Source organism: Actinomadura rubteroloni (assembly GCF_002911665.1).
GTDB lineage: Bacteria > Actinomycetota > Actinomycetes > Streptosporangiales > Streptosporangiaceae > Spirillospora > Spirillospora rubteroloni.
Genome location: NZ_MTBP01000003.1, coordinates 537446 through 557994, shown reverse-complemented (window position 1 = coordinate 557994; position 20549 = coordinate 537446). Strand labels below are relative to the sequence as shown.

Below are 20549 nucleotides of genomic sequence, written 5' to 3'. Positions count from 1 at the left end.
AGTCACCCTTTCAAATAGTTCTCGGCCAGCCGGTGAACACGCACTCCAATATTCTCGGACAAAGCCTTGAGCTGCTCGGCCGTGTGATCCTCCGCTCGCGCCGAAATGGTGATATGCAGATGTCCGTCGATCAGGTACATGATGATCAACGGGAATGGTCCGGGCGGGCGGGAGAACAGGAGAAGGTCGTGGTCCTCCCGCTCGGGGTTCAGCGGTGTGGGGAACGCGATGGATCCGAGAAAAGCGATCATCACGCTCGGAAGCGCCTCGGTGAACTCGGGCAGCTCCGGAGTGGCGGCGAGGGCGATGGCCTCCGGGGTCCGCCGGGCGAACCCGGACAGCACCGCCCGGCGTACCGTGCGCGCCAGTTCCAGGGGGTCGGCGTCCGGAGTGATCTCCATGCCGAGCGGAATGTAACTGGCGGCGAGGCAGAGACGATCCTGCGGCAGAGGGGGACGGCATCGCCGCCGCAGGTCGACGTTCATCGTCGCGGTCAGCCGCACCGGCACGTCCGCGGGTTTGATCTGGGCGCGTACCGCGAGCAGGGCGACCGCCCACAGCACGGCGTTGACGTCGGTCCCGCCCTCGGCGGCGGCGCGATCGAGGCCGGACATCTCCCCGGCGGAGACGGCGAGGGATTCCACGCGCGCGTGACCGGGGGAACTGGCGGGACCTTCTTTCCGGGCACGCGCCGGAAGCGACTCTCCTTTGCCGGGAAACGTGGGTGGACGCCATTCCGGCGCGGCGGTCGGGTCGTCCAGCCAATGGGTGAACGGCTCCGGGAGCCGACCTTCGCCCTGCTCTTCTGGCCGGCGTGTCACGGTGCCTTCGGTGTAGACGTTCCGGAGAACGTCGAGAACCGTGATGAAGCTGAGGGCGTCGGTGATCACGTGGTTGACGGCCAGCGTGATGATATGGCTGCCGTCGCCGTGGGGCGACACGACCAGCCGCGCGAGCGGATCCTCCAGGGCGAAGGGGAGGAGATGCTGCGGATGGGAAGCGAACTGCACGGCGGGCACGGCCGTCGTCTTCGGCAGTTCCAGGGAAATCTTGCCGGAGCCGTTCACCAGACGAGCGGCGAGCACGGGATACAGCTCATGGACGGCCTCGAAGGCGCGCTGCAACCGACCGGTGTCGACCGGGCCACGAACCGTCCACGAGCCGAACACCGGCATGCCCAGCATCGCCAGGAAGCTTTCCAACCCGTTAAGCGGACGTGATTCCATCGTCCCGCCCTCCGATCGCGTGATCCGCAGATCTCTTCGTCGCCGATGGCCGGTTCTGACACCGGACGCCGGACCACCCGGATGCTCACCGCCCGCGAGCGAACCCGGCGGGCCGCACCTCCACGGGCGCCTCATCCATTGATCGCATGTCCGAACGCGCAACGGAACCCTTCGCCGCCTACCTTGGCGTGAATGCATTGAACGCTTGCACCATCGTGAAAACACCGAACTCCCCCGGCCGCGGGCGTATCACCGAGTCCGTCTTCATTGGCGCCGGCGATCGGACCGCGCCCCGGCGCGAACGTTCAACGTGTTCACGCCCCGAGCCGCCGGGCACGGTTCCGTCAACGCGACCGATGATGAATTACTAGAGGAGCCCCGACCTTTGCCGGCGACACCAAGGCGCGGGGTGAATATCTCGACCTGAAAGGCGATCCATGCTGTCGGCAAGAAAATGAGCACCGATCGAGTTGCGAACAAGCGTCGCCCGTCGCCCGGCCGGCCCGCGGAACCGGTGAGGCCGGCGAGATGACCGCCGCGGTGGTCGTGTTCCCCGGCCAGGGGATTCAGCGGCGGGGAATGGGCGCCCGCTGGTTCGACCGGTTTCCCGACCTGGTGGCCCGGGCCGACGAGCAGGTCGGGTACTCCCTGCGTCGTCTGTGCCTGGACGACCCGCACAACCGGCTCGCCTGGGGCCTGTTCGCCCAGCCCGCCGCGTACGTCGTCAACGCCCTGGCCTACCGGGCGCTGCGGGCGGACGTGCTGGAGCCGAACCGGATCGAACCGGCGGCGGTCCTCGGCCACAGCCTCGGGGAGTACAACGCGCTGGAGGCCGCCGGCGTCTTCGACTTCGCGACGGGGCTGCGCCTCGTCCTGGCACGCGCCGACGCCACGTGCGACCTGCCCGGCCGGATGCTGGCAGTGGTCGGTCTCGACCGCGACGAGATCGCGGCGGCCCTGGCACGGCAAGGCCTGCCGGACGTGACGCTCGCGAATCTCAACAGCGCCGCGCAGACCGTTCTCTCCGGCCCCGCACCGCAGATCGCACAAGCGCAGACCGTCCTGCGCGCGGCCGGCGCCAGACTCGTGACCAGGCTGCGGATCAACGGCGCCTACCACTCACCGCTCATGGCACCGGCCGCCAGGCCGTTCGCCGCGGAACTGCGGCGAATACGACCGCGCCATCCCCGCGTTCCGGTGATCTGCAACGTGACCGCCCGCCCGCACAGAATCGAGACGCTGGGCCGTCGGCTCACCGAGCATCTCACTCACCCGGTCCTGTGGCAGCCGTCCATCGAATGGCTTCTCGACACTTTGCCGGGCCGCGTCGACTTTTACGAGGCCGGCGAAGACGGAGTCCTGACTCGTCTCATCCAGCACATCGAGAACGATATGCGGCGACGCGACAACGACACGGCGCGCGTCGGCGCAACGAAGGAGGACACATGAAGGAATTCACGATCGACGACCTCAACGACGCCATCAGTGCCTCCCATGACGCGGGCACGCGAGTCGGTGAAGACATGCTCGACCGTCCCTTCTTCGAGCTGGGACTCGACTCGCTGGCCCTGGTGGAACTCGCCGAACGCCTGCAGGCCGCCTACCAGGTCCCCATCCCGGACGACGTGATCGAGGAGATCCCGACTCCCCGCCACGCCCTGGACTACGTCAACGCGCGACTGGCGGCCGATCGCGGCACGACGTCATGACCGCTGATCCGATCCCCACCGGTGTGCTGGCCCGGCCGATGCCGGGCCGGCCCAGCGCCCTGCGCGGCTTCGGCGCCTACCGGCCCGCGCGGGTCGTCGAGAACGCCGAGATCACCGATCACCTCGGAATCACGCCCGACTGGGTCCGGAGCCGCACCGGAATCGAACGGCGCGGACGGGCGGCAGCGGACGAGACGATCGTCGAGATGGCCTTCCGCGCGGGAACCAGGGCCCTCGCGCGCGCCGGTGTGAAAGCCGACGACCTCGGCTCCGTGCTGCTCGCCACGATGACCAACATCCGGCAGGTTCCCTGCCTGGCGCCGGCGGTGGCCCGGGAGCTCGGCGCCTCCCGGGCGGGCGGCTACGACGTCAACGCGGCCTGCGGCGGATTCAGCCTGGCGCTGACCGCGGCCACCGGCCACATCGCGGCCGGGCATGCCGACCACGTCCTGGTCGTCGCCGCCGAACGGACGTCCGACATCATCGACGCCGGGGACCGGGGCACGTCGGCCCTCTTCGGGGACGGCGCCGCGGCGGCGGTCGTCAGCGCCGCCGACCGGCCGGGGTTCGGCCCGGTGGTGTGGGGCACCGAGGGGACGGCCGAGGACCTGTTCACCCTCGCGCCCGACCTCACCGGCAGCCGCGACGAGCACGTCACCCGGCCTCGCGCGCGCATGCGGGGACAGGCGCTCTACCTCTGGGCCTCCACCGCGCCGGCGCCGATCGTCGAGGAGGCGATGCGCGCGGCCGGGGTGAGCTGGAACGACGTGGCCGCCTTCGTCCCGCACCAGGCCAACGCGCGGATCACCCGCGCGCTCGTCGACGCGCTCCGGCCTCCCCCGCACGTCGTGGTGGCCGACTCCGTCCGGCACGACGGCAACACCGGCGCCGCCTCGATCCCGCTGGCGATCGAGCGGCTGCTGTCCACCGAGCGGGTCCGGTCCGGCGACCTCGCCGTGCTCATGGGCTTCGGCGTCGGTCTCACCTGGGCCGCGCAGGTCGTCCGGCTGCCGTAGTCACCGCCGCCGGACGACGAATGGTCCACGAGGAGGAAAGCGGTGTACTCGGTCATGGTCACCGGTGGGACGCGCGGAATCGGATCGGCCGTGGCCCGGCGCATGGCCGCCGCGGGCCACGCCGTCGCCGTGGTCGGGCGGAGCGCGGCGCCGTGCGACGGTCTTCTCTCGGTGCCGTGCGACGTCACCGATCCCGCGCAGGTCGACCGGGCGTTCGGCCGCGTCGAGCGGACGCACGGTCCCGTCCGGGTGCTGGTCGCCGGGGCCGGGCTGCGCCGGGACCGGCTTCTGGTCCAGATGACGGACGCTGACTTCGACGCGGTCGTGGCGGGAAACCTGACCGGCACGTTCTACACGGTGCGGCGGGCACTGCCGGGCATGCTGCGCGCGCGTCACGGCCGCATCGTGATCATCTCCTCCGCGCTCGGCCTCACGGGGTCGCCCGGACAAGCCAACTACGCGGCGGCCAAGGCCGGGCTGGTCGGCATGGCCCGCTCGCTCGCACGCGAGGTGGCGGGACGCGGCATCACGGTCAATGTGGTCGCGCCCGGGCTGGTGGACACGGCGTTGACCGCCGACCTGTCCCCCCGCCAGCGGGACGCGTTCCTCGCCCGGACGCCGTTGCGCCGGCCGATCACCCCGCAGGAGGTCGCGGCGGCCGTCCACTTCCTGACGCAGGACTGCGCCGCCGCCGTCACCGGAGCGGTCCTGCCCGTCGACGGCGGGTTCGGAATGGGCCATTGACGCCCGACCCGCTGACGACCGACACCGGAAAGGTGACCCATGGGATTGCTCGACGGAAAGAACATCCTGATCACCGGAGTGATCTCCACCTCGTCGCTCGCCTTCCACACCGCCCGCCTGGCGCAGGCCGAAGGCGCGCGAATCGTCCTGACCGGCTACGGTCGCATGAGCCTGGTCGAACTGGTCGCCCGCACGCTGCCGCACCCCGCGCCGGTCGTCGAACTCGACGTGACGGACGCCGACGAGCTCGCCGCCCTGCCGCAGCGGGTGCGCGAACACGTCGACCATCTGGACGGCGTACTGCACGCCATCGCGTACGCGCCGCCGGCCGGACTCGGCGGCGACATCCTCCGCACTGAATGGGAGGACGCCGCCCACGCCCTGCACGTGTCGGCCTTTTCGCTCAAGAGCCTGACCCAGTCCGTCCTCTCCCTGCTGCGGCCGGGCGCCGGAGTGGTCGCCCTGGATTTCGACGCGTCGACGGCCTGGCCCGGCTACAACTGGCAGGGCATCGCCAAATCCACGCTGGAATCATGTGCGCGGTATCTCGCCCGCGACCTCGGTCCGCGCGAGATCAGGGTCAATCTGGTCGCCTGCGGGCCGGTGCGCACCGTGGCGGCCAGTGCCGTCGACTTCACCGCCCTGGCCGATTCCTTCGCACGCCGGGCGCCCCTGGGCTGGGGCGGGCACGATCACCATGCCGTCGCACGGGCGTGCGTGGCGCTCCTGTCCCCGTGGTTTCCGGCGACCACGGGCGAGATCGTCCACGTGGACGGGGGTGCCCACGCCATTGGCGCGTGACCTCCGGCATTCGGTGAACGAGAAATTTGCCCCAGGGCGGAAATCAGGCGATGCCTTTACGCGGCTCTGGTTGCCGCAAGCGGCGCGGAAGAATTAAGCATGGTCCATGAATGATCCTCATGTTCGGTCGGGGCGCCGTTCGCCCGGCCGGCTCGGCCCGTTGCTTCGCATCGTCCTCACCGCAAGGAGGAGCGGATCGCGACGGCCCGTTCGAGCAGGAGCCTCGCCTGCGGGTAGCGGCGGTGCGGGCGCAGGGACTGGCCCATGCGGGCCAGCGCTTGGGCGGCCTCGACGGAGCGCAGGTGCGGGCAGAGATCGAGGAACTGATCCCATCGCTCACACGCGGCATCGAGATGGCCGGCGCTGAGATGCACCTCGGCCAGCTTCGCGAGCGTGAGCGCCCGTGCCCGGACATGGCCCGGCGGCCGGTCCCGCAGTGATGCGGCCAGGTGCCGGGCGGCCTCCGACGGATTGCCGAGAACGCGCTGGACCTCGGCCTGCTGATATTCGAGAGCGGCGCGCGGGTAGACCTCGAAAGGGTCGCGTTTTCCGCGGACGCGGTCGGTGTGACTCGTCCACGCCGAGTCCAGGTCGGCCAGTGCCGAGCCGGGCTCGCCGAGGCGCGCGAAGATGACGGCGCGCTGGCTCAGCAGAAAGGTCAGCGTGTCCGGTTTGACGATGTCGGCTCGTCCCGCCGCGACGGTGATCGCCGCCTCGGCCAGTCGCAGCGCGTTGCGGGGCTGGCCCAGCCGCAGGTCCTGGACGCTCATCGAGCGCAGAAGGACCGAATAGGTGTGCCGGTCGCCGGCTTCATGGGCGAGTTTCAGCGCCCGCTCGCTATAGCGTTGCGCGAGGTGCGCATGGCCGGCGTCGGCCGTCATTCTGCCGAGAAGACCGGTCAGTTCGGCGACGAGGGTGAGCATCCTGCGTTCGAGAGGATGACCGGCGGCGCGGTGCAGGATGCTGCTCGCGTCGTCCGCGACATACTGCGCTAAAGCCGAGCGAGCATACGCGCCGCCATGATGTTCGAAACACTCCGACACCGTCACCACGGCCTTTTGCAGTGTGGAGACTCCCGCCACCGCGAGCGAGTCCGCGTCGCCGCGCCTTTCCTCGGCCGACTGCCCGGAGGGCGGCTGCCACAGCGGCGCCGGAGGCGGGAGGACGCGATGAGCGCCGCGGAGAAGGTGCTGCCTGCGAGCGGGGTCCGCGTCGGCTCTGCACAGTTCCACGAGTTCCGCGAGCGGACGCGGCGAGGTGCCCGGCCTTTCGCCCACGGCGATCCGCAGGACCGGCGGCTCGGACGTGAGGCCCGTTTCGAAGGGCAGTACGACGCGCCCGGTGCGCCGGCTGAACGCCGCGGCGGCGAGGTCCGGAACGGGGGGCCGGGGACGCGAGCCGGTCAGCCAGTGCGCGACCGATGTCCGGTCGTAGCGGAGCGGGATGCCCTGCGCCCGTCCGAGCGCGTTCACCGTCCGCGCCAGGTCCGCGGCGCTCCACTGTGCCTCCTCCAGCAGCGCGGAGAGTCGCTCATTGTTCTTTCGGCGTGCCATGTTCTCGAACCTTTCCAGAAGACGGTGGAATCGGTGAAATACTCATCCGTTCACCGATGCCGCCCTTCCGGTACAGGCTCGCCGCCCAGCACCCCCGGAAGAGGGACCACATCGGACAGGTATTCCCTTTGCGCCGAATGGCCGATGCAGTTCGGACCGCGATTCTTCATGGCGGAACCTTTGTCGTTCGGGGGCGCCTGCACCGAGTGCGATACCCCGAAGATATTTCCCCAAACCGCTACATATGCCTTAAAAGGTTGCGCTAACCTGAACTATTGGCGCAAACTTTCCACCGCGAGTGGAAGGTGCCGAAAACATGCGCACGGGTTCGCCGACGGCGGTGCGCGGAGATCAAAGCCCGGATCCGGCCGATAGCACAGGTCACAAAATGGCGGCCGTGAAGTCGCACTCCGGCCAGGCGGCGACGGCGGCGCGACAAGAGGCGGCAAGTCTTTCAGAAGACCGGGACGGTGTTGCCGCGCGTCCGGTGCTCAGCCGAGAGACGTTCGTTGCCGATGCCGCTTGCGCTTCGTCGTGACGTCCGCGAGGTTCGGCCGGACTCCCAGCGAACTCTCCCGATAGGCCAGGTCGCGAGCGAAGGAGACCAGATGACGCGCGCCGGAGTCCCGTAGGTCGGCCATCTCCAAAGCGGCCTGGGCGCCCTCGTCGAGCGTCATCTGATCCGCGGCGAGGTCCCGGAGGATGCGCTGCATGATGCCGCCGAACGACGCGGCGATCTTCGTCTTGGGATGGATGCCGCGTACCGAGCCCTCGATGTTCGCGAACGACTTCCCGACGACGGTGATGAGCGGTGATACCTGGATGCCGCGCCTGGCCGAGAACCGCGCCAGGGACATCAGGGCCACTCCGTAGTTGAGGTCCTGCAACGACGCGCCGGCCCAGCGCGGGACGATGCTCGACACGTCCTGGATGAAACCGGTCGCATCTCCCCAGGGCGTCACCCTGCCCAGTGCGATCCAGCCGCGCGCGAGCGCCTCGCCGTCATTGCGGACGAGGCCGAGGATGGTCGCCATGACCATCCGGCTGTTCCTCCGGTCCAGCTTTCCGACCATGCCCCAGTCGATCAGGTAGGCGTGGCCGTCTTCGCTCACGATGATGTTCCCCGGATGGGGGTCCGCGTGGAACTCCCGTTTCACGAAATAGGTGTAGAGCATGAACGCGATGAGCTGGTCACCGATCTGCTTGCGCTTGCGCCGGGTGAGTTCCGTGTCCTTGACCCGGTTGATCGGGACGCCTTCCGCGAAGCTCTGGACGAGGACCCGCGGCGTGGCGCACAGGACTTTCGGCACCTTGATCCGCTTGAACTCGCGCGCGGTCTTCCGCGCGTGCTTCATGTTCCTCGCCTCATGGGTGAAGTCCAGTTCGTCCTGCATCACCGCGAACAGCATCTCCAGCATCGCCCGCAGGTCCACGACCTCGGTGAAGTGCGGGGCGATCCGGCTGATGACCCAGGTGACCCGGCGCAGGACGACCATGTCCCCGCGCACGTCCGCCGCGGCACTCGGCCGCTGCACTTTCACCACGCACGGCCGACCGTCCCGCCAGACGCCCTTGTAGACCTGGGCGATGGACGCGGAACCGAGAGGATGCGTGGTGTCGATGCTCTGAAAGCACGAGCGCCACTCTGGACCGAGTTCCGCCGCCAGCACCGGCTCGAAATCCACGAAGGGGCTGACCCGGGCCTGGTCGTTGAGCTTCTCTAGTTCGTCGCGGAGGTACTGCGGCACGATGTCGGGCCGGGTCGCGAGAATCTGCCCGACCTTGATGTAGAGCGGCCCGACGTCTTCCAGCATCCGGCGCAATGCCACGGCGCGCTCGTTGTGGTGCGCGGCCGTGTCGTCCGAGGTTCGGCGGCGGACGGTGCGCTTGGCATCGTCCACCGCCGACCGCGTCACGATGCGCACCAGCCGGCGCGTGCGTCCGTTCGGCACTGACCTCTCCCGTCCCCCGCACCGCGCCGAAACTGCTTTTACTCCGCCCGCTGGCCCTGGCGAACCCCGTCGTTCGACTGGAACTGGGTGAGGAGTGAGACCTGCCGGGTGAGGTTCTCGATCTGCTCGCTCAGCCTCTCGATCTGCCGCTCGTTGCGCTTGATTCGCTTCTTGCCGCTCTTGCGCTTTCCGACGCGCATCCCGCTTCGTAGCGCCTTGTTCGTGCCCTTGCTCGTACGACCGACACCGCGCAGCGCCTCGTCGAAAATCGTTCGCCTTGCCACTGGCCCAAGACCTCTCTGTTGTTCGACCGCACCGAGGACCAGCGCCGACGGCGCGGCGGGAAGGGTGCGGCCGAGGAATGCTCCGGACAGAACTTCTGCCGACGCCGGACACTCGGAATAACGAGTTCGCGCCGACAGACATGCGAGTTCCCTGTCGCAAGTTATTCAAACAGCAGAGCCCAATGCGGCGTAGCTATCCCAAAGGTAAGACCAGCCTTACTTGCGTTGAACACGTTGAATAATCGCCACCGAAGCGGAATGACGCTTCCGGCTCAATATTCGAAGTGATATTCCGGCCGCGCGAACGGGTGGACTTCAGCGGCGAAGGCACGGAAAGTGGGCGGACATCAACGCCGTGACGGGGCGATGCGGCCATCGCCCCGGCGGCGACTGCCCCACCGCCCCGGTGAGGCCTACCGGTCGGCCACTACTCGACCAGTCCGTCCGCAAACGCCCGTCGCGCCCACGGGCGGTCGCGCGACCTTTCGGCGTCGGTGGGACTTTTCTCGCGGTTTTCTGTAATCGGCGGTGCCGGGCGAGGTCCTAACCGGTGATGTATCGGCTCGCGGCGTGCTCGCGCCACGGCGGGGCGCGCAGTGGCCGGGCTCTGCGGCTTCATCCGCCGCACACCGTCGGATCCGCACAACAGAAAGTGAATCCCATGGGGAAGCGACAGTTCAAATTCCGCGCGTTCGCCGCGGCGGGAGCCGCGCTGGGTGTCGGCGCGATGACGGCGGGGGCGGGTTCCTACGCGTCGGCGGATACCGCGCCGAAAACCGTCACCAAGCACCTGGCGGTGGTGCTGGTCAACTTCACCGATGACAAGATCGACTCGTCGTCGGAGTACCGGTCCAAGGTCGAGAACAATTACTTCGGCGCCACGGGCTCGGCCGCCGGCTATTACCGGGAGGCCAGCGACGGAGCGCTGACGTTCGCGCCGCTGTCCGGGCAGCCGAAGATCCTGGGGCCGTTGACCATCAACATGGCCGCGAAGTGCGACTCGGGGGCGATGAACACCGAGACGCGCAAAGTCCTGACGGCGCGCGGCGTCACCGGGTTCGACTCGCTGGCGATCGTGTTCCCCAACGGCAAGGCCAAGTGCAACTGGGGCGGACTGGGCCAGCAGCCGGGATCGGTCACGTGGATCCCCCAGGGGTCCGCCACCGGCTTGTCGGCCGTCGTTCATGAACTCGGCCACAACCTGGGCCTGCACCATCTGCCCACCGTGACCTGCACCGAAGGCACGCTCAGCAATTGCAAGGACACGGGCTTTCACGGGTCGTCGCCGATGGGCAGCGGCGGAGGCCAGAGCGGGCTGTCCGCCCCGGAACTGCTGTACAACGGCTGGCTGACCGCCGACCAGCGGGTCACCGCTCCCCGTACCGGCACCTACACGCTCGTGCCCCTGCACGCACCGCGGTCGGTCAAGGGCGCCCGGGTCCTGGAGATCCCGCGCGGTTCCGGGGGCGCCCAGGTCACCGTGGCCTACCGCAAGAACGGCAACACCATCGACACCGGCGTCGGAGAAGGCGTCCAGCTCCACCTGATCGCCAAGAAGGACGGCGGCAACGCCTCGCAGCTCGTGGACCCGTCGGCGGGAACCACCGGCAAGGACGACACGGACCTGAACGTCGGCGCCCGCGTCACCGACGCCCAGAGCGGCGTGACGATCGAGACCGTGTCGGCCACCGCCACGAGCGCGACCGTGCGGATCACCACCAAGGACGCGCCCGCACCCACACCGACGCCGACGGCCCCGTCCGGCGACGACTGGTGGACGCAGTTCTGGTCCTGGCTGCTCGGCACGCTCGGCGGCGCCGCGTAGCCGTCCCGGCCCGGTGGGGCCCGAGCCCCACCGGGCGGTGAGTCGTTCAGCTCTGTCCGACGATGAGGGCGCACCAGGTCATGCCCTGCGCGTTGCGGGCGCAGGCGGCGCCGATGGCGCGGGTGGCGAACGAGCGCGCCACGCTGCCGGCCGGGGCCTCGGCGCCGAACCAGCGGGTCGCGGCGGTGACGGGGTCGATACCGCCCGAGCTGTAGGCCCCGGTCCAGTTCTGGTAGCCGTAGCGCTCGGTCATCTGCTGGGTCTGCGTCTGGACGGCCCGGGTGCGCGCCATTTCCAGCGCTTGGTCGGCCGCGGCGCGGTTGAGGCGGTCGTCGGTGCGCAAGGCCGGGACGCCGTTGCCGGCGCGTCCCTGGTTGGCGGCGGCGATCATCGGCCGTCCGTCCTGGATCGCGCGCCACTGCGCGCCCGTGGCGCCCGGGGCGGGCTTCGGCTTCGCCTTGGGCGTGGGCGCCGTGCGGACGGGGGGCGCGGACGGCGCGGCCGTCGTCACGGCGGTCTGGCCCTGGATCGGCTCGGCCACGACGTCGCCGGTCGCGCCCGGCAGGCGGGGCCGACGGGGCTCGGACGGTCCGGGCCGCGCGGACGCGGCGGCCGGCGGGTCGCCCCGCGGCGCCGGGTTCTCCGGCGCGTTCAACGCGATCACGACGGGGACGGCGACCAGCGCGACACCCGCCGCCCCCACCGCCCCGGCGGCCGGAAGCGACACCAGCTTGTGCAGCAGCCCGGCCTTCCCCACCGCACCCGTCACCGCGCCCGTGACCGCCGCCGCCCCGGACTTGGCGACGAGCGTCGGCAGCAGCACCGCGGGCAGCAGCGCCGCGCGCAGATACCGGTCCAGCTCGGTCAGCTCGGCGTGGGCGGCACGGCAGCGGGGACAGTCGTCCAGGTGAGCGCGCAGCTTGCGGGAATCGCGCTGCCTGCGGACGGCGCGCGCGAGCAGCTTGGCATACCCCGCGCACGTACTCGCGGCGTGCAGCGCGAGATAAGCCTCCCGAAGGCTCTCCCGTGCGCGGAACACCAGGACGTTGAGATGGTTCTGCGTCGTCCCCAGCGTCGCGGCGACCTGGGCGCGCGACTCCTCCTCCACGATCGTGTGCCACAGCACGGTCTGCTCGCGCGCCGGCAGCGCACGGAACGCCGCGCTGATCAGCGACCGGTCCTCCGCACGGGCCGCGTGCTCGTCCGGCCCGGTCCCCGCGCCCGCCGAAGGGCCGGCGGTCTCGGCCAGGTCGGCGATGTCGTCGGACGGCACCGCCCGGCGCTGGGCCCGCGCCCAGTCCGCCGCCAGATTCCGCACCGCCGCGTACAGATACGGCCGCCACGCGCCGTCAGGGCCCCCGCCGCGCCGGACGGCCTGCAACACGCGAGTGAACGCCTCACTGGCCAGGTCCTCGGCCGTGTGCCGATCCCGGCACAACGCGTACGCGTAGGCCAGCATCGCCGAGTGGTGCCGCAGGAACACCTCCGCGACCGCCTGCTCGTCGCCCGCACGCACCCGTTCCGCCAGATCCGGCAGATCCGCACCGACCGTCTCGATCATGTTCAGGCTCCCTCCCCGGAGACGAACATCGCCGCGCCCACCATCACGCACAACAGTTACGAAAGCAATGAAAACGTCCATAGCGGAGCCAAAAGTGAAACGTTTTCATAGTTGTGTTCCGACATATACGACAGAAACGGATGTGGTCCGTCTTGCCGCACGGCCGAGCCGCCTTCCGCCGACGCGCCGGACGATCGCGGAGCACTGAGGATGCTCCGGCCGCAGGTGCCGGGCAATGCATTCTCCGCGCGCTCTCAGCGCGTCCGCTCGTGCGCGGATGACAACGCCGCCCACGCGCGACACGGCCCCAGGTGCGCGCCGGAAGAAACTTCGCGCGGGCCTGTAATCCGGCCGCCGGGCCGGAGTCTTCCTCGCGACGGTTCACACGCTCACGCCGAAAGGACCTCGCATGTCCCCGCGCACCAGACCGTGCTTCGCCGCAATGCTCCGCGCCGCCGCGGGCACCCGCCACCCGTCCCGGACCCGGGCGGTCACGGCCGTGGACGACGCCGAGCGGCACTTCCGAAGGCGCGTCGCGGCGCACGGCGGTCCGCGCGAGCGATGAGCGACCGATCGAAGTCCCCGGGGACGGACGCGCGCGGAGCCGCCGCCATGCGGCGACCCCGATTCGACACGCGTCCGTTCGAGGCGATCCGCCGTGACCTGCTCGACCGGATCCGCCCGTACGTCGTCCTGACCGCCGAGGAGCTGGCGGCCGATCCGCAGGCCGGCGCCGCGAGCGCCGAAGCGCGCTCCTGGGCCGCCGAGAGCCTGCGGCTGTTCGAGACGCTCGCCCGCGACCCCGGCCGCGCCTGGCCGCACGTCGCCGCGACCTACCGCGAGATCGGACGCGGTGCGGCGCTGCGCGGCCTGGACCTCGGCGAGCTGCACACCGCGCTGCACTCGGGCGCGCGCGCCGTCTGGCGGGCGCTCGTCCCGGCGGCGGCGTCGCTCGACCTCGACGGCGCCGCGCTCGGCTCCATCGCCGACGCCCAGTTCGCCTACCTCGACGCCGTCCTCGCCGAGGCCGCCGCCGGGCACGCCGCCGGGCGGGCGGGCGACCAGGAACTGCTGCACCGCCGTCGCGCCCGGCTGGTCGGGCAGCTCCTCGACGGCGTCGACCCGCAGGCCGTCCCGGACGCGGCGCGCGCGGCGAACTGGAGCGTCCCCGCCGCCGCGGCGGCCGTCCTGCTGCACCCGCGCGTCGCCGAACCGCGTCCGCTCCTGCTTCCGCCCGACGTGCTGGTCGACCCGGTGCTCCCCGAGCCGCGCCTGATCGTCCCCGACCCCGACGGCGGCGCCCGCACCCGGCAGATGGGGACGCTGCTCAAGGAGTGGATCGTCGTCCAGGGGCCGGCGCTGCCCGTCCCCCGCCTGCCCGCGTCGCTGACCTGGGCGCGGCGCGGGCTGGCCCTCGCCCGGCGCGGCACGATCGGCGCGGACGACCTGGTGCGCTGCATGGACCACGTCCCGCTGCTGGTGATCGCCGCCGGCGAGGAGCTTCTCGACCACGCGGCCGACACCCGGCTCGCCCCGCTCGCCGATCTCCCCCCGGCGCAGGCCGACCGGCTCGCCGAGACGCTGCTGGCGCTGCTGGAGTGCAATTTCAACGCCACCGAGGCGGGGATCCGGATGAACGTCCATCCGCAGACCGTCCGGCTCCGGCTGCGCCGCCTGGAAGAGCTGTTCGGCTCCGATCTCCACGACCCGCACCGCTGCCTCGAACTGGAAATGATCCTGCGCTCCCGGCACGGCGAACCCATCGGCGGCGGCGGACGACTCGTCCGGCCGCGAACCGGGAACTCCCGGACGCCGCCCGTCCGCAACGCGCTCAGAGCACGGCACCAGCTCGGCAGAGGCCTTTCGGCGACGCTCTCCGCCGGAATCTCATGACCGCATCGTCCTTTCTTCGGAATCCCACCCATCAGGAGAACACGTGAAAATCCGTTCGCTTCTTCCGCTGTCCGTCGTGGCGGCGGGTGCCGTTCTCGGGATGGCGGCGACCGCCGCGTCGGCTGCGTCGACCACCGTCCGTCAGGACACCGCCACCGGTACCCCCTATTCGGGGAACTGGCAGGTGTCCACCGTCGGCCCCGTCACCTTCGGGATCACGTTCTTCGGCCAGAAGATCACCGGAACCTGCGACACCGCGAACCTGAAAGGCACCCTCGCCTCTACCGGGGAAGGCGCGCTCACAGCCGCGTCGATCGGTGCCTGCACCACCTCCAACGGCCTGTCCTCACCCCCCACCGACCTCGGTGACCTTCCCGACAACACCGGCCACGTCACCTACAACCCCATCACCGGCGGACGCGACGGCACCCTCACCATCGACGGCGACCTCACCTTCACCCTCGAAGGCGACTTCCTCTTCGCCCACCGCACCTGCCACTACGCCATCCGCACCAACGCAACCAACACACTCACCTTCGACCTCTACAACCGCGACAACCCCAACCGCCCCCTCCCCAACGACGACGCCCAAGGCAAAGCGGTGAACGTCACCCTCGTCAAACTCACCGGAAGCGACGGCCTCTGCCCCAACAACGGCACACTCACCGCCACCGCCATCGCACGCGGCGAAACCACCCCCGACTCCGGCACCTACGACCGCAAGCTCTACGTCACGTCGTGATCGCGCGATGGGCGGGTACGGCGCCGCGCCGCGAAAAGTTCGCGCGCGGCTGTAATCGGCGGGCCCGGTCTCAGTCCTGGTAGAGGATTCCCGGCACCGCGCGAACCCCGAGTGCGCGGTGCCGGGGGTCTCCCGGCGCCGTCCGGGCACCGCGAGCGAGCAGCGAAAGGGCGACGATGAAGCTGTTGGTCACCGGGGGCGCCGGTTATGTCGGCAGCGTCGTCGCCGCCCAGCTTCTGGAGATCGGGCACCGGGTCGTCGTCCTGGACGACCTGTCGACCGGCCACGCCGACGCCTGCCCGGCCGGGGCGCGGCTCGTCCGGGGCACGCTGCGCTCCGCGGCGTTCTCGGTGCTGTCGGAGGGCGGGTTCGACGCCGTCCTCCACCTCGCGGCGCGCTCGGTGGCCGACGGGACGGCGCACTGGCGCGAGATCTGCTGGGACGCCAACTTCTGCGAGACCCTCGCCCTGCTCGACGCCATGCGCTGCACCGGCGTGGACCGGATCGTGGTGTCCTCGACCGCGGCCGTCTACGGCGAGCCCGCGTCGGCGCCCGTCCACGAGACCGACCCGACGGTCCCGACCGGCCCGTTCGGCGCCGCCAAGCTCGCGGTGGACCGGACGCTGGAGGACTCCGCCCGGCTGTACGGGCTGGGCAGCGTCAGCCTGCGGTACGTCAACGTCGCCGGGGCGTACGGCCGCCACGGCGAGCGGCACACGGTGGAGACCCATCTGATCCCCAATCTGCTCGCGGTCGCGCTCGGCCGCCGCGACCACGCCGCCGTCTTCGGCGCCGATCATCCGACGCCCGACGGGACCTGCGTCCGCGACTACGTCCACGTCGCCGACCTCGGCGTGGCCCACGTGCTCGCTCTCCAGGCGTGCGAGCCCGGACGGCACGCGGTCTACAACGTCGGCGGCGAGACCGGCTACTCGGTGCGGGACGTGCTGGAGGTGTGCCGCGAGGTCACCGGGCGTCCCATCCCGGCCCGGATCGCGCCGCGACGCCCCGGCGACCCGGCCGTGCTGGTCGCGTCCGCGGCGGAGATCGGCGCCGACCTCGGCTGGACGGCCCGGCGCGGCCTCCCCGAGATGGTCGAGGACGCCTGGCGCTTCCACCGGGACCGGGGATGACGCGTGCGAGCCCGGTCGCCCGCGCCGCGTCGGCCGCACGGTCCGTGGTCTTCGGCCCGTGGGGTTCCGGACGGTCCTGGCTGCTGGACGCGCTGGCCGAACGCGTCCCCGGCCCCGTCGTGCGGATCTCGGGGCACCCGGACGGGCCGCGCGGGCCGTACGGCGCGGTCGCCGAACTCCTGGCCGGCCTGGAGGCGGCGGGGCTCGCGCCCGCGCTGACGGGCCCGCTGCGCGAGGTCACCGACGCGCTCGTGCGCCGGGCCGTCCCGCCGGCCGGGGGCTGGGACCCGGTCGCCGTGCGGCTCGCGGTGGCGGCGGCGCTGGGCGCGGCACCGTCGGCGCGGATCCTGGTGGACGACGCGCAGTGGCTCGACGCCGCCGACGTCGGGATCCTCGCGGGTGCCCTCCGCGCCGTCCCGGCGCGCGTGACGGCGACCGAACCGCGTCCGGGGAACGCCCTCCGGCTGTGCGGCCCCCGGACGACCCGGCTGCTGCTGCCGCCGTTGCCGGTCGACGACGTCGCCGCGCTGCTGGAGGCCCACGGGCTCCCGGCCCGCTGGGCGCCGTCCGCGCACCGCGCCTGCGGCGGCAATCCGCGGCTGGCGGTGGCGCTGGCCGAGAGCCTGCCGGCGGACGCGCCCGGACCGGCGCGGATGCCGTCCCACGCGCTGGACGCCGCCGCGGACGGCCTGGCCCGGCTCTCGGCGGACGTCCGCGCGACGCTGACGGCGGCGGCCCTGGTGCGGCGGCCGACGGCGGCGGTGCTGCACCGGGCCGGGTACCGGGACGCGGCCGTTCATCTGGAGGCCGCCGCGTGCGCGGGCGTGGTCGAGGCCGAGGACGACGGGACGGTCCGTTTCACCGCCGGCCTGTTCGCGGCGGCGCTCGTCCGGGACGCGGGCGATCCGCGACCCGTCCACGCCGCGCTGGCCGCGGCCGTCGAGGACCCGGTGCAGGCCGTCCGGCACCGCCTGCTGGCCCGGGACGGGTTCGACGCCGCGCTCGCGGCCGAGGCCGACCGCGCCGCCGCCGTCGCCCGGTCCCACGGCCGCCGTGAGCCGGCCGGGGAGCTGGCGCTGCTGGCGGCCCGGCGGACCCCGCCGGCCGAGGACGGCGTGCGCCGCGCCCGGCTGCGCGCGGCGGCGGCCGACGCCGGCGCGGGCGGGTCGGCCGAGCTGGCCCGCCGGGTGTGCGCGGCGGTGGAGGCGGCGTCGGCCGGACGCGCGGAACGGGTCGCGGCGCTGCTGGCCGCCGTCGACGCGGGCGGGCAGGCGCTGCACGCGCTGGACGACGTGCTCGCCGCCGCGACGGCCGCCGCCGGGGACGACCCGGCGCTGGCGGCGGCGGTGCAGCTCCGGACGGCCGTCCGGCACAATCTCGGCGGCGACCCGGCGCGCGCCCGCGCGGCCGCCGCCCGGTCGGTCGAACTGGCCCGGCGCGGCGGCGACCGCGCGGGCGAGGCGACGGCCCTGACGATGCTGGCCCGGATGGAGCGCATCACCGGCGACCCCGCCGCCGCGAATACCCTCGCCGCCGCGCTCGCGCTGGACGTCCCGGTGGAGACGGTCGGCGTCCAGCGCAGCCCGCAGTACCTCGCCGCGCGGCACGCGGTGTTCGACGACCGCCTGGACGAGGCCCGCGAACGCCTGCTGGCGCTGCTGCCCGTGGCCGAGCGGCGCGGCGACGCCGAGGACCTGGAAGAGGTGCTGCGCAGCCTCGCGGAGGTCGACGTCCGGCACGGCGCCTGCGCCCGCGCGCTCGACTGGAGCGACCGCGCCGTCGCCGTGTGCGCGGCGGCGGGCCTGTCGCCGGGACCCGCCTGGTACACCGCCGCCGTCGCCCAGACCGCCGGCGGGGACCTGGACCGCGCCGCCGACCTGGCCCGGCGCGCGGTCCGGTCGTCGCGCCGGGAGCACGACCTCGTCTTCCTGTCGCGCGGGCTGCTGGCGCTCGGCTCGGCGCACCTGGCCGCCGGCCGCGCGGCCGACGCGGTGACGGCGCTGCGGGAGGTCGCCGCGCTGGAGGCCCGCCAGCAGGTCGCCGACCCACGCGTCCTGCGCTGGCGGCCGGAGCTGGCCGAGGCGCTGGCGGCGGTCGGCGCGACCGCCGAGGCCGAGGACGCGCTGGCCGCGCTGGAACCCCATCCCGGCGTGGACCGGGCGGCGGCACTGTGCGCGGCGGCCCGGCGCCGCTACGACGAGGCGGCGGCCCGGTTCCACGCCGGCGCCGCCGGGTTCGCGGCGCTCGGCATGCCTGTGGAGGCGGGCCGGACGCTGCTCGCGGCGGGCCGTGTCGAACGCGCCCGCCGCCGCCGCGCCGCCGCCCGCACCCGCTTCGAGCACGCCGCCGAACTCTTCGACGCGGCGGGGGCGCGGCCGTGGAGCCTGCTGGCGGCGGCGCTGCTGGACCGTCCGGCGGCGTCCGCCGGGACGGCGCTGACCGGGACCGAGCGGCGGGTCGCCGTCCTGGTCGCGGCGGGGGCCACCAACCGGGAGGCGGCGCAGCGGCTGTTCCTGTCGGTCAAGACCGTGGAGGCGGCGTTGAGCCGGGTCTACCGGAAGCTGGACGTGCGGTCGCGCACCGAACTCGCGGGAGCGCTCGCGCCGCGTGCCTGACCGCCGGGACGGGCGCCCCGGCGGTCAGGTCGGACCTAGCGGAACCAGACGTTCCAGGCGAACCGGGCACTGGCCGTCGCCCCGCCCGATCCGGTCACGGTGACGGTGGAGGTGAAGATCCCCCACTGTCCCGGCGTGCCGGAGACGACGCCGGTCGCCGCGTCGATCCGCAGGCCGGGCGGCAGGCCGGTCGCCTGGTAGCGGACGGCGTTGGACGCCTTGATCGTCAGCGTCACCGGGGTACCGACGTAAGCGGTCTGCGCGCCGGGATCGACGATGGTCGGGGTCGTGCCTCCGGTCGTGCGGACCGTCCAGCCGAACGATGCGCCGCCGGTCGTGCCGTTCTTGTCGCGGGCCGTGACCGTGACGGCGCTCGTCCCGGCCGCGGTCGGCGTCCCGGACACGGCGCCGGTGGCGGCGTCGATCCGCAGGCCCGCGGGCAGGCCGGTCGCCGACCAGGTGTAGGGCGCGGTGCCGCCGGACGCGTGCAGCGTCAGCGCGGCGGCCTGCCCGACGGTCCCGGTCTGGTCGCCGGGGGACGCCACGGTGACCTTGCCGGGCTGCGTCGCTCCGGTGCTCAGCGTGAGGTTCCACTTGGCCAGGGCCTCGCCGACCGGCTGGGCGTCGGTGTTGGGATTCGACTGCCCGCACGCGTTCCCGCCGCCGGAGTGGATCCCCACCGCCTTGTCCCCGGTGACGTATGAGCCGCCCGAGTCGCCGCCCTGGGAGCAGGCGTTCGTGATGAACAGGCCGTCGATGACGACGTTCCCGTAGTCCACCGACTGGTTCACCGCCGTGACCGTCCCGCACCGCCACCCGGACGTCTGCCCGGACCGGCAGATCGACATCCCGGTGACGGGCTGGGCGTACCCGGTGACGACCACGTCGCTGCCGCCGTAGGTGTTGACGTCCGGTGAGAGCGTCCACCCGGCCTGGTCGACGTCGACCAGGCCGAAGTCCCCCTCCCGCGCGTTGACGCTGTGCGTGCCGCCGGTGTTGGACGTGCCGACGCGGGAGCCGTCATAGCCGTACGCGGCCTGGTTGGCGTCGTTGGTGCAGTGCCCGGCCGTCAGGAAGTGTCGGGAGCCGTTCGCGCCCACGGCCGAGAATCCGACCGAGCACGCCCCCTCGCTGCCCGGCACCCACTTGTCGCCGCCGCGCACGTTGCCCTGTTGGTGCTGCCGCGCGGCCGTGACGATCGACACCACGTCACCGAGGCCGCGCAGCCGCCGGGTCAGGGCCGCGGTCTCCGGATCCTCGGCGCGGGGGTCCACGGCGACCCGCACGCGGTTGCGCTGCGGATCGATCCCCCAACTGACCAGGCCGGGAGCCGGCGTCACCGCGCGGACGGCACGCGCCAGGGCGGCCTGGTCGTACCGGACCCGCACCGGCACGGCGCCCGCCGCGCGCGCCCGCGCCGCCGCCGCGTCGGTGGTGACGGCGGCGGCGAGCCGTCCCGACGCGGCGTCGAACCACCGGCCGGGCTGGTCGGGCC

General features: G+C 72.2%; 16 protein-coding genes and 1 pseudogene. 10 read left to right on the top strand and 7 right to left on the bottom strand.

The window, feature by feature from the left end; translation table 11 throughout:
- Positions 1 to 2: 2 nt before the first annotated feature.
- Positions 3 to 1202: a phthiocerol/phthiodiolone dimycocerosyl transferase family protein gene (locus BTM25_RS23740; protein WP_103565182.1), complete on the bottom strand. Its 1200-nt coding sequence runs from the start codon at positions 1200 to 1202 to the stop codon at positions 3 to 5.
- A 552-nt stretch (positions 1203 to 1754) separates the two neighbouring features.
- Here BTM25_RS23740 and BTM25_RS23735 point away from each other — a divergent pair.
- Genes BTM25_RS23735 through fabI form a run of 5 tightly spaced genes read left to right on the top strand, consistent with a single transcriptional unit; the run spans position 1755 to position 5496 of the window.
- On the top strand, positions 1755 to 2675 hold the full coding sequence (locus BTM25_RS23735) for an ACP S-malonyltransferase (RefSeq protein ID WP_103565181.1): 921 nt from the start codon (positions 1755 to 1757) through the stop codon (positions 2673 to 2675).
- On the top strand, positions 2672 to 2935 hold the full coding sequence (locus tag BTM25_RS29795; protein WP_168212221.1) for an acyl carrier protein: 264 nt from the start codon (positions 2672 to 2674) through the stop codon (positions 2933 to 2935). The genes BTM25_RS23735 and BTM25_RS29795 overlap by 4 nt, the downstream gene beginning before the upstream one ends.
- Positions 2932 to 3951 carry a ketoacyl-ACP synthase III gene (locus tag BTM25_RS23725; protein ID WP_103565179.1) on the top strand — a complete coding sequence of 340 codons (1020 nt, stop codon included), beginning with the start codon at positions 2932 to 2934 and terminating at the stop codon, positions 3949 to 3951. The genes BTM25_RS29795 and BTM25_RS23725 overlap by 4 nt, the downstream gene beginning before the upstream one ends.
- A gap of 54 nt (positions 3952 to 4005) precedes the next feature.
- Positions 4006 to 4695: an SDR family oxidoreductase gene (locus BTM25_RS23720; RefSeq protein WP_103565334.1), complete on the top strand. Its 690-nt coding sequence runs from the start codon at positions 4006 to 4008 to the stop codon at positions 4693 to 4695.
- Between the two features lie 39 nt (positions 4696 to 4734).
- Positions 4735 to 5496, top strand: coding sequence for an enoyl-ACP reductase FabI (gene fabI, locus BTM25_RS23715; RefSeq protein ID WP_103565178.1), 762 nt, complete (start codon positions 4735 to 4737; stop codon positions 5494 to 5496).
- 176 nt (positions 5497 to 5672) lie between these two features.
- Here fabI and BTM25_RS23710 read toward each other — a convergent pair whose 3' ends face one another.
- The 3 genes from BTM25_RS23710 to BTM25_RS29315 form a co-directional block, all read right to left on the bottom strand.
- Complete coding sequence (locus BTM25_RS23710; protein WP_103565177.1) at positions 5673 to 7049, bottom strand: tetratricopeptide repeat protein; 1377 nt, start codon at positions 7047 to 7049, stop codon at positions 5673 to 5675.
- A gap of 491 nt (positions 7050 to 7540) precedes the next feature.
- Positions 7541 to 9001, bottom strand: coding sequence for an ABC1 kinase family protein (locus BTM25_RS23705; protein WP_103565176.1), 1461 nt, complete (start codon positions 8999 to 9001; stop codon positions 7541 to 7543).
- Between the two features lie 38 nt (positions 9002 to 9039).
- Positions 9040 to 9285, bottom strand: a complete 246-nt coding sequence (locus tag BTM25_RS29315) for a hypothetical protein (RefSeq protein ID WP_146059124.1) — start codon at positions 9283 to 9285, stop codon at positions 9040 to 9042.
- 661 nt (positions 9286 to 9946) lie between these two features.
- Between BTM25_RS29315 and BTM25_RS23700 the strand changes: the two genes are divergently transcribed.
- Positions 9947 to 11110, top strand: a complete 1164-nt coding sequence (locus tag BTM25_RS23700; protein WP_103565175.1) for a metallopeptidase domain-containing protein — start codon at positions 9947 to 9949, stop codon at positions 11108 to 11110.
- A 46-nt stretch (positions 11111 to 11156) separates the two neighbouring features.
- On the opposite strand, the gene BTM25_RS23695 is transcribed toward BTM25_RS23700, so the two are convergent.
- Entirely contained in the window at positions 11157 to 12671 is a 1515-nt protein-coding gene (locus BTM25_RS23695) for a sigma-70 family RNA polymerase sigma factor (protein ID WP_168212220.1), read from the bottom strand.
- A gap of 612 nt (positions 12672 to 13283) precedes the next feature.
- On the opposite strand from BTM25_RS23695, the gene BTM25_RS23690 reads away from it, so the two are divergent.
- From BTM25_RS23690 to BTM25_RS23675, 4 genes are all read left to right on the top strand, one after another.
- On the top strand, positions 13284 to 14564 hold the full coding sequence (locus BTM25_RS23690) for a helix-turn-helix domain-containing protein (protein ID WP_103565173.1): 1281 nt from the start codon (positions 13284 to 13286) through the stop codon (positions 14562 to 14564).
- Positions 14565 to 14607: 43 nt separating this feature from the next.
- Positions 14608 to 15306 (top strand): hypothetical protein, encoded by a 699-nt coding sequence (locus tag BTM25_RS23685; protein WP_103565172.1) that lies wholly within the window; start codon positions 14608 to 14610, stop codon positions 15304 to 15306.
- A gap of 176 nt (positions 15307 to 15482) precedes the next feature.
- The gene (galE, locus tag BTM25_RS23680; protein WP_103565171.1) at positions 15483 to 16439 is read left to right on the top strand and encodes a UDP-glucose 4-epimerase GalE; all 957 of its coding nucleotides are present in this window, start codon (positions 15483 to 15485) and stop codon (positions 16437 to 16439) included.
- Positions 16436 to 19054: a helix-turn-helix transcriptional regulator gene (locus tag BTM25_RS23675; RefSeq protein WP_103565170.1), complete on the top strand. Its 2619-nt coding sequence runs from the start codon at positions 16436 to 16438 to the stop codon at positions 19052 to 19054. Before galE ends, BTM25_RS23675 begins: the two co-directional genes overlap by 4 nt.
- Positions 19055 to 19089: 35 nt before the next feature.
- On the opposite strand, the gene BTM25_RS30995 is transcribed toward BTM25_RS23675, so the two are convergent.
- Positions 19090 to 19332 carry a putative Ig domain-containing protein gene (locus tag BTM25_RS30995; RefSeq protein WP_407923403.1) on the bottom strand — a complete coding sequence of 81 codons (243 nt, stop codon included), beginning with the start codon at positions 19330 to 19332 and terminating at the stop codon, positions 19090 to 19092.
- Positions 19333 to 19371: 39 nt separating this feature from the next.
- Positions 19372 to 19680: pseudogene (locus tag BTM25_RS30990) on the bottom strand (Ig domain-containing protein); the annotation flags it as partial.
- Positions 19681 to 20549 lie beyond the last annotated feature (869 nt).

Coding starts and splice junctions, on each gene's coding strand:
- BTM25_RS23735 (WP_103565181.1), top strand. CDS start 1,755: ATGACCGCCGCGGTGGTCGTGTTCCCCGGCCAGGGGATTCAGCGGCGG.
- BTM25_RS29795 (WP_168212221.1), top strand. CDS start 2,672: ATGAAGGAATTCACGATCGACGACCTCAACGACGCCATCAGTGCCTCC.
- galE (WP_103565171.1), top strand. CDS start 15,483: ATGAAGCTGTTGGTCACCGGGGGCGCCGGTTATGTCGGCAGCGTCGTC.
- fabI (WP_103565178.1), top strand. CDS start 4,735: ATGGGATTGCTCGACGGAAAGAACATCCTGATCACCGGAGTGATCTCC.
- BTM25_RS23720 (WP_103565334.1), top strand. CDS start 4,006: ATGGTCACCGGTGGGACGCGCGGAATCGGATCGGCCGTGGCCCGGCGC.
- BTM25_RS23675 (WP_103565170.1), top strand. CDS start 16,436: ATGACGCGTGCGAGCCCGGTCGCCCGCGCCGCGTCGGCCGCACGGTCC.
- BTM25_RS23695 (WP_168212220.1), bottom strand. CDS start 12,671: ATGATCGAGACGGTCGGTGCGGATCTGCCGGATCTGGCGGAACGGGTG.
- BTM25_RS23690 (WP_103565173.1), top strand. CDS start 13,284: ATGCGGCGACCCCGATTCGACACGCGTCCGTTCGAGGCGATCCGCCGT.
- BTM25_RS23700 (WP_103565175.1), top strand. CDS start 9,947: ATGGGGAAGCGACAGTTCAAATTCCGCGCGTTCGCCGCGGCGGGAGCC.
- BTM25_RS23710 (WP_103565177.1), bottom strand. CDS start 7,049: ATGGCACGCCGAAAGAACAATGAGCGACTCTCCGCGCTGCTGGAGGAG.
- BTM25_RS23725 (WP_103565179.1), top strand. CDS start 2,932: ATGACCGCTGATCCGATCCCCACCGGTGTGCTGGCCCGGCCGATGCCG.